This window comes from Saccharomonospora iraqiensis subsp. iraqiensis (assembly GCF_000430445.1).
Classification (GTDB): Bacteria; Actinomycetota; Actinomycetes; order Mycobacteriales; family Pseudonocardiaceae; genus Saccharomonospora; species Saccharomonospora iraqiensis.
The window spans coordinates 27,569-35,383 of record NZ_KE387080.1; the positions used below are offsets into that span (position 1 = coordinate 27,569).

The 7,815-nt window shown below is 69.1% G+C and carries 8 protein-coding genes and 2 pseudogenes; 4 read left to right on the forward strand and 6 right to left on the reverse strand.

Translation table 11 applies throughout. The annotated features are described in order from the left end of the window. A pseudogene (locus tag ACTIR_RS22475) lies at positions 1-724 on the forward strand (methyltransferase domain-containing protein); the annotation flags it as partial. Positions 725-903: 179 nt separating this feature from the next. On the opposite strand, the gene ACTIR_RS0109160 reads toward ACTIR_RS22475, so the two are convergent. From ACTIR_RS0109160 to ACTIR_RS0109175, 3 genes are all read right to left on the reverse strand, one after another. Beyond that, complete coding sequence (locus tag ACTIR_RS0109160; protein WP_026454038.1) at positions 904-1,236, reverse strand: hypothetical protein; 333 nt, start codon at positions 1,234-1,236, stop codon at positions 904-906. A 9-nt stretch (positions 1,237-1,245) separates the two neighbouring features. Further along, the gene (locus tag ACTIR_RS25840; RefSeq protein WP_154663703.1) at positions 1,246-1,851 is read right to left on the reverse strand and encodes a hypothetical protein; all 606 of its coding nucleotides are present in this window, start codon (positions 1,849-1,851) and stop codon (positions 1,246-1,248) included. Positions 1,852-1,982: 131 nt separating this feature from the next. Then, positions 1,983-3,455, reverse strand: coding sequence for a helix-turn-helix domain-containing protein (locus ACTIR_RS0109175; RefSeq protein WP_026454040.1), 1,473 nt, complete (start codon positions 3,453-3,455; stop codon positions 1,983-1,985). A 302-nt stretch (positions 3,456-3,757) separates the two neighbouring features. On the opposite strand from ACTIR_RS0109175, the gene ACTIR_RS0109180 reads away from it, so the two are divergent. The 3 genes from ACTIR_RS0109180 (at position 3,758) to ACTIR_RS22485 (ending at position 5,248) form a co-directional block, all read left to right on the forward strand. Beyond that, positions 3,758-3,982: a hypothetical protein gene (locus tag ACTIR_RS0109180; RefSeq protein ID WP_026454041.1), complete on the forward strand. Its 225-nt coding sequence runs from the start codon at positions 3,758-3,760 to the stop codon at positions 3,980-3,982. A gap of 284 nt (positions 3,983-4,266) precedes the next feature. Further along, on the forward strand, positions 4,267-4,395 hold the full coding sequence (locus tag ACTIR_RS27680) for a hypothetical protein (RefSeq protein ID WP_267879486.1): 129 nt from the start codon (positions 4,267-4,269) through the stop codon (positions 4,393-4,395). A gap of 337 nt (positions 4,396-4,732) precedes the next feature. Then, a complete protein-coding gene (locus tag ACTIR_RS22485; RefSeq protein WP_052583795.1) occupies positions 4,733-5,248 on the forward strand; it encodes an SRPBCC family protein in 516 nt (171 codons plus the stop codon). A 41-nt stretch (positions 5,249-5,289) separates the two neighbouring features. Here the strand turns inward: ACTIR_RS22485 and ACTIR_RS0109195 are convergent, their stop codons facing one another. From ACTIR_RS0109195 to ACTIR_RS26465, 3 genes and pseudogenes are all read right to left on the reverse strand, one after another. Continuing rightward, positions 5,290-5,784 (reverse strand): hypothetical protein, encoded by a 495-nt coding sequence (locus ACTIR_RS0109195; protein WP_026454042.1) that lies wholly within the window; start codon positions 5,782-5,784, stop codon positions 5,290-5,292. Positions 5,785-5,976: 192 nt separating this feature from the next. Continuing rightward, positions 5,977-7,203 (reverse strand): cytochrome P450, encoded by a 1,227-nt coding sequence (locus tag ACTIR_RS0109200; protein WP_026454043.1) that lies wholly within the window; start codon positions 7,201-7,203, stop codon positions 5,977-5,979. 222 nt (positions 7,204-7,425) lie between these two features. Further along, positions 7,426-7,815 (reverse strand): annotated as a pseudogene (locus ACTIR_RS26465) (hypothetical protein); the annotation flags it as partial.

Sequence of the window (7,815 nt, forward strand, 5' to 3'; positions counted from 1 at the left end):
CCCCGGGATCGCCCGGGCCGCGAGCCGCGCCCTGCACACCGCCCGGGTGACGGGCGCCTCCGTCCGGACCCACAACGGCACCGAACCGCTCGGGCCGTTGCCGCACCGGTGGGACCGGGTCATCGCCACCGCCGGGGTCCACGTCGGCCGCCTGCCGTACTCCTGGGTCGCCGAATCCGCGCCGGGCGCCGTGCTCCTCGCCCCCATGAACACCGACCTCACCGGCGGGCCACTGGTGCGGTTCGCCGTCCACGACGACGGCACCGCCACCGGCCACGCCCACCCGGACCTCCGCGTCGGATTCCTCGAACTCCGCAGCCACCGCACCACCCGGGCCACCGCTCCCCTGCCGGAGGATCCCGGCACCCACCCGGACGTCGAGGTCTCCACCACCGGCTACGACCCGTGGCGGATGTTCTCCGACAGCGACCACCGCTGGCCGATCGCGCTCGCCGTGCCCTCGGCCACGTCCTTCCTCGTCAGCCACGACGACGGCACCCGCCCCGACGCGCTGTGGCTGCGCGAGGCGCTCACCGGGTCGTGGGCGCGGGTCTCCCCCGCCCGGTCCGGCGACGGGTACCACACCGTGCACCAGTACGGGCTCCGCAGGCTCTGGGACGCGGCCGAAGCCGCCCACCGCTGGTGGCTCGCCCGGGGCGCGCCGAAGCTGCACGAGTGGGAATGGCACGTCACCCCCACCGCCCAGACCGTCCGCATGCCCTGAGCACGTCCCTCCCCGGTCAGTGGCGGCCACGACAGGTTGTGTCGTTTCCTTGCATCGCGACCGCGTCTGTTCAAGTTTGGCCCCGTAACCTTTAACGCGGACGGTCACCATTCAAGGATAAGGACGAAGATTCGCCGTCGCGGGCGACCGGGAGGCCGGTCACCGATGCCTTGAAGTGCCTAGGACGAGACCTCGTTCACGATCCTGTTCACGTTCTCCTTGGTCAGCGTCCCGAAGAGTATCGGGTTGGCGAGTGCGTTCACCGCGTCGATCACGTCCTGCGAGCCGAAGGCGATGTCGTCGCGCCCTTCGACCGCGTCGGCCCACTCCTCGAGCTCGTCCGCGTCGATCCGACCGCGCTCGAACATGTCGACGACACGGCGGAGTGCCGAGACGTCGAGGGTCACCAGCTCCTCGTCGGAGTCCCAGGGGAACTCCCGCAACGCGGCGAGGGTGTGTTCGATCGGCTTCCGGAACTCCACCAGGTCCGTGACGATCTCCTGCCTGTCCACAGTATCCCTTCACATCTTCGTCTTTCGGTGAATCAGCACCCCGTCAGGACCGTAGGTGTCTTTGACGTACTGTACGGTGTTGCCTTCCTTGTCGACGACCTTGATGTACTCGGCGTACGACCCAGGGATGTTGTTCGAAGGGACCTTGGAACTCATCCTCACCGCCCCATCGGACAGCTGTTCGATCTCCACGGGCTCGTGTTTCGATGGCAACTTCCCCTCATACCGCTTGAGGTTCGTCGCCTGCTCCGGGTTGAGCCGATCCACCGAGATGAACTGACGACGAGGCTGAGAATGCGGCTCGGCCACTCTCGAGGAGCTGTCCGGCGACACCGGGGGAACACCAGCCGATACAGCGGCACCGCCGATCGCCGTCAGGTACTCGTGAAGCACGGCAGCGACATGGTGGCAGGACTGTCCGACCGAGTCGAGTCCTTCCCACGCCTGGGCGTAGCCGTCGACCGCCGAGAGGAGTTCCGGATCAGAGCTTCCGTAAGTGCTCGCAGCGAGAGTATGTCGAGCATCGTCGAGTTGGTCGGCGACCTGCTGAAGTGCTGAAGTGGGCAGGAGTCCAATCACACGGTGAAGCGCCGTGACGACCTCGTCAACCGACATCCAACCCCCAGAGCACGAGCATGCTAGAAGCATGTCAGACCGACATGCTGTCGTCCACGTCATACGCCGTAGGGGCATCGCCTCATCCCAGCGTATCGATCCGCTGCAGCAGGCGCCGGGCATGGTCGATCTCACGCACCGGGCAGCAGCTCCGTACGAAAACGCCAGGCCCGTGCCAGCAGGCACGCCCCCGGCGAGGCCATGGGCTCCTCACGCACGAGCCGCCGCACGTTCTCCCCGGTGAAGGGGACTCCCTCGGAGACGGTCGAGGCCCGTGCGGACGCGACCAGGACCCCCTCGGCGTTGACGCGGACCGCATCACCGAACTGCGCGTCGAAAACGTCGTCGTCGATCACCACCGCGGTGAGGAGGGTGGCGGTCAGCGTGAGCGCGTCGAGTCCGAGCCCGAGGCAGTACACCCCGAGGCGGCCGTCGGCGCGGGCACGGTCCAGGTCGCGGAACAGCGGCCAGGTGTCGTAGTCGAGCGGTTCGCCCGAGCTGCCGTCACGTTCCGGTTCGCCCAGCAGCTCCTCCGAGTATTCGCGCACCATGCTGTGCCAGAGGTCGAAGTCGTTGTCGGTGTCCCACGCCGCGACACTGGAGGGTTGGAACTCCCCGGCCGGGACCAGTCCGTAGATGCCGGCGGCCGTGGCCACCTTCGCCGGATCGCGCCAGTGCAGCAGGAAGGTCGCCGCACCCGTCTTTCGATCTCGTCGCAGGGTCAGGGTCTCGATCGCGGGCATGACCGCACGACGGCCGAGATCGAAGGGATCTCCGACCAGGCTGCGTAACGGCAGCTCCGGGCGGGGTGAACGGGTGTGGTCGGCACACGGCCGCGCCGCCGCGGTCTCGTGGGCGAGGCCTTCGGAGACGTCCAGCTTGTCGAAATACGTACCCAGGCCGAACGTCATGCGCGCCGCACCGGGAGTCAGCTCGGCGTCGAGCAGCCGATAGCTCGCCCGGTTCTCGAACAGCGACGGCCGATCCAGATACTTGATCGCCGAGGTGTACCGGTCGAATCGTCGCCCCGGCGCACGCAGCGGAAGCACGGCACTCGCCTCCGGTTCGGCTCCGGTCACGGCCACCCGGGCGGCACCCGACGACCACTCCAGTCGGACGTCGTCCAGGCGGATCGGCTCCGGCGGCATCCACGCCGTCCGCGCGAGAAACGGCGCGTCACCGACCCGGAACTCGCGCCGATACAACTCGGCGGCCCACCGTGCGAGCCCACCCCGTTGCCGATTCAGCTGCCGTCGGACACGCCGCCATTCGGCCTGGCTCGACGCCACCGGATCGATCTCGTCGGAAAGGACGGAGGCCTCCCGCGGCGGGCAGGGCCGCACCAGCTCGGCTGAGAGACCGAGTTCCTGCGGTGTCAGCGAAAGCTGTCTCGCGATGTGCAGGAGCGTGTCGACGTCCCGGACCTGGCGGTGTCCTGTCTCGATCTTCGAGACATAGGACTGATCCATGGTGAGCAGCTGAGCCAGAGCGGCCTGACTGAGACCTTTGGCCGCGCGGTATTCCCGCAGAACCTCCGCGAGTAATCCCGGATTGATCTCGTGGTCGACGAAACACGGCGACAGCCACGACGATTCCGCTTGCATCGCCCATCCCTTCCTCGTCCGGAACACCACGGTCTTCGTCGAGCGGAGAATCCAGGGGTGACCTCATCATATGCCGCCGGGTCATCGACTTCCGACAAGCAGGACAACGCGGCCTTGGACACCGGAGGCCCATCACACCGATCGTGGAACCGTGACCGATCAAAGATTGTCCCGTGTTGTCGCCGCCCATGTGCCACCCACGCTGGAGAGTGGCATCGCAGTGCCCGTTCTCAGCCCGATCGCGGAAACACCCGCAGCATCATTCCGCGACACCGCTCCTACATGTCCGGCCGGAGGACACGATGATCGCGCGTGACCGGGAGCTGCTCGCACGGCTCGCGGCGGTGAACACCACGTTGGGCCGGGTCACAACGGAGCTGCTGGCACGCCAGGACGGCGGAGAGCTGCCCGCCGGACCGCTGCGGGAGGTGGGGACCGCACTGCGGCGGGTCGCCGACGACATGCTCATCCGCGCCGACGAGATCTCCGCGCGCGGGGCCGTCCCGACCCCGACCCTCGATGAGTGATGCGCCGACACCGCCGCTTCCCCGTGTCGCCCCACGGCCGCCGCACCGGCCCACCGTGGATCGCGACCTGCCGCCCCACCCGGCGGTTCCCACGGCAGCGGCGCCGTGGGTGGCGGGCGAGCGCATCCTGCCCTGGTACGCCCGCCCGCCGGGCCAGGTGCGCCGGAGACCGCCGTGACGGAAAGGGAATCCCGACGATGACCGTCGTACGCCGGTGGCGACGCCTCGCAAATCCGGGGCGGGCGACCGGCATCAGACGCTGCGCACGGTGCGGCACCGATCCCGTGGCACGGCCGGACCGTCGGCGGGACACCGTCGACGGCCGCTACTGCCCCGGCTGCGTCGACGACTGCCTGGCCGACCGCCACCCCGGCCACTGGTGCCCGATCGACGAACTCGGCAGCACCGAATGACGTCAGACCCGGAGCCGCGAGGTCTGCACCCGACCGTCACGCCCGATACAGTCGTTGGCGAATAGCCCCGGTGGACCCCTGACCACGGTCATGTTGCCGGGGCTCCGGACTTTCCACACCCCCACGGGCACCCGAACCGTTGCCTTGCGGCGTGGCGGCGCACCCTTTCGACCAGCCGCCGGGACATGCCATCTCCGGCCGCCTACTAGCGTAAACGCAGCCTTGGCCGGGAGAAGCTGCATACCTCAACGCGGCACCGATCAAGGCCATCGCCGACCGTTGGATCAGCCGGTACCACAGTGCGCGGGTCGACGCGCTCGCCGAGCTGCGGAGAGCATTGGAGCAGGAGCCCAAGGGCAGGCCCGAGTTCGTTTACACCACCTACATCAGGACCACGCCGGAGCGGTTGTGGCAGGCACTCACCGAGCCGGCGTTCACCCGACGCTACTGGGGGGTCACGTTCGACACGGACTGGCAGGTCGGTTCGACCATGACCTGGGAGGAGGGCGGCACCGTGACCGCCGATCCCGAGCAGGTCGTGCTCGAGTACGAGCCGTACCGGCGACTGTCCTACACCTGGCACAGCCTGACCCCGGAATGGGCGAAGGCCGTCGGCCTCAGCCACGACGTGTACACCAGGGTGGCCGACGAGGGTCGCTCGAAGGTGACCTTCGAGATCGAACCGCTCGGGGCACTCACCAAGCTGACCGTCGTGCACGACGACTTCGACGAGGGCAGTGTCCTGCACTCCATGCTCAGTCAGGGCTGGCCGGGACTACTGTCCAGCCTGAAGACCCTGCTGGAGACCGGTGAGCCACTGCCGGAACCCGAACGCGCAGCGCAGGACCGGTGACCGCCGACGGTGAACTCGTCACCACCGTGCCGGACCGGAGATCACGGCTCGTCCGGTCGGAGCAGTGCCCGCACCGCCGGGCGGAGGTCGAGCTCGTACGGCAGGGATGCGAGCTCCTCCGGTGTCACCCGGACGTTGCGGGCCGCGGCGAGCTCCGTCAGCCATCTCCAGGGGTGCGGTTGGCCGGGTTCCTCGTCGTCCCCCTCGTCCGGCAGCAGGGCCCCGAGGACGGAGTCCCGGAGTTCGTCGACCGTGAAGCCGGTGAACTCCGGCGAGCGAGCACCGCGCACGGCGATGGTGACGCCGCGTTCGCTGTGCAGCACGACGCGCGTGCCGGACTCCATTGCCAGATACTCGCTCAGGGCGAGGCTGACCTGACGGGTCGACGCGTCCCACGGGACAGCGACCTCGCAGACGGCCCCGACGGCGACCACGGCTCCGTCACCGGCGACCGCGTCCGGGCCGGGTGGCAGCCGTCCCGGGCCCGTCTCCGGCACGGGGGCGGCCGACCATCCCCCGGTCGCGGCGTCGTCCATGGCGGGGCCTCCGGTTCCGGCGGGGCGTGCGGGACGTCCGACCGGGAGGATACGGCAGGCCCGGCGGCGGCACCTGCCGGTTCGGCCGAACGGAACCGGCCCCGGTGACAGGCGGGAGAGAGCCCGACGCACGACGGGGCCGCCGAGGAGATCCCCCGCGGCCCCGCACCCGACCGGCCCCGGCTCACCACTTCACTCGTAGGCCACCTGGTAGTGCTTGATGCCGTTGAGCCAGCCGGAGCGCAGCCGGTCCGGTTCGGCCACCTCGCGGATGTTCGGCATCTCGTCGGCGATGGCGTTGAACATCAGGTCGATCTCCAGGCGGGCCAGGTTCGCGCCGATGCAGTAGTGCGCGCCGGTGCCGCCGAAACCGACGTGCGGGTTCGGGTCCCGCATGATGTCGAAGGTCTCCGGCGCGTCGAACACGTCGGGGTCGAAGTTGGCCGAGCTGTAGAACATGCCGACGCGTTCGCCCTTGCGGATGTGCTGCCCGCCGAGTTCGGTGTCGGTGGTCGCGGTGCGCTGGAAGGCCACCACCGGTGTCGACCACCGCACGATCTCGTCGGCGGCGGTCTTCGGGCGTTCGCGCTTGTAGAGCTCCCACTGGTCCGGGTGGTCGAGGAAGGCCTTCATCCCGTGCGTGATGGCGTTGCGGGTGGTCTCGTTGCCCGCCACGGACAGCAGAATGACGAAGAAGCCGAACTCGTCGGAGGTGAGCCCTTCCCCGTCCACATCGGCCTCGATGAGTGTGGTGACGATGTCGTTCATCGGGCACTGCCGGCGCTGCTCGGCCATGGCCGTGGCGTAGCCGACCAGTTCGGCCGAGGCGGTGATCGGTTCGACGTCGTACTCCGGGTCGTCGTAGCCGATCATCTGGTTCGACCAGTCGAAGATCTTGCCGCGGTCCTCCTGCGGGATGCCGAGCAGTTCGGCGATGGCCTGCAGCGGCAGCTCGCAGGCGACGTCGGCCACGAAGTCGCCGGAGCCCTTCTCCCGGGCGGTGCGCACGATGTTCTGCGCACGGCTGCGCAGGGCGTCCTCCAGCCTGCCGATCGCGCGCGGGGTGAAGCCCTTCGACACGATCCGCCGCAGCTTCGTGTGCTGCGGGGCGTCCATGTTGAGCAGGACGAGCCGGTTGGCGTCCATGCCCTCCTCGTCCATGGTCTCGTCGAACCGGATGATCGCGCTGTTGGCGGCCGAGGAGAACGTCTGCGAGTCCTTCGAGATGGTCTTGACGTCCTCGTGCCGGGTGACGACCCAGTATCCCTCGTCCTTGAAGCCGGCCACGTTGTACGGCTGCGGATTCCACCACACCGGCGCGGTGCGGCGGAGCAGCGCGAGCTCCTCCAACGGCAGCCGCTCCGCGTAGAGGTCGGGATCGGTGAAGTCGAATCCGGTGGGCAGCAACGACGAGCTCATGGCCGTACCTCCGACAGCAGCGTCGTGGAACACGTTCTACCGTCAGATTGAAGCATACGGTGTTAACTCGCGGAACCCGTGGAGTGAACCGTGTTTACTTGATCGATAAGGCGAGCGTACTCACTCTCCGCATACCCGCTCCGCCACCCCGGCGATCCCCGTCGCACCCGTGCAGCAGGCGAGAACACGTTCTACTTGCCGGGTGTGGTTCACCCTCCGCGGTCAGTGCGGATCCTGTCCCGGCCAGCGGGGATCGGGCACCGGGACGTCCCGCCCGGTGTGCAGCGGCGGTGCGGGGGGAAGCCGGATCTCGCCGTCCCGGGTGACGCTGCTCGGGTACCTCCCGGCGTGGCCCTGCCCCGGCCCGGAGGTGGGGACCTCCGTCGTCGCACCGGTACCGACGCCTCCGCCGAGGTCGCCGGGGGCGTCGCCCGGATCGTCCAGCGACCCCGAGACGACGTGGCGGTCCGACGTGGCGGACCACTCCCCCGCACCGCCCGTCCGGGACACCGGCCGTCCGGCTCCGGGGGCGGGAGGCTGCTCCCGGTCCCGTTGCCGGGGCACCGGGCTCGGCGCAGGCGGCACGGCCCGCCCTCCGCGGGGCGGCGGGGT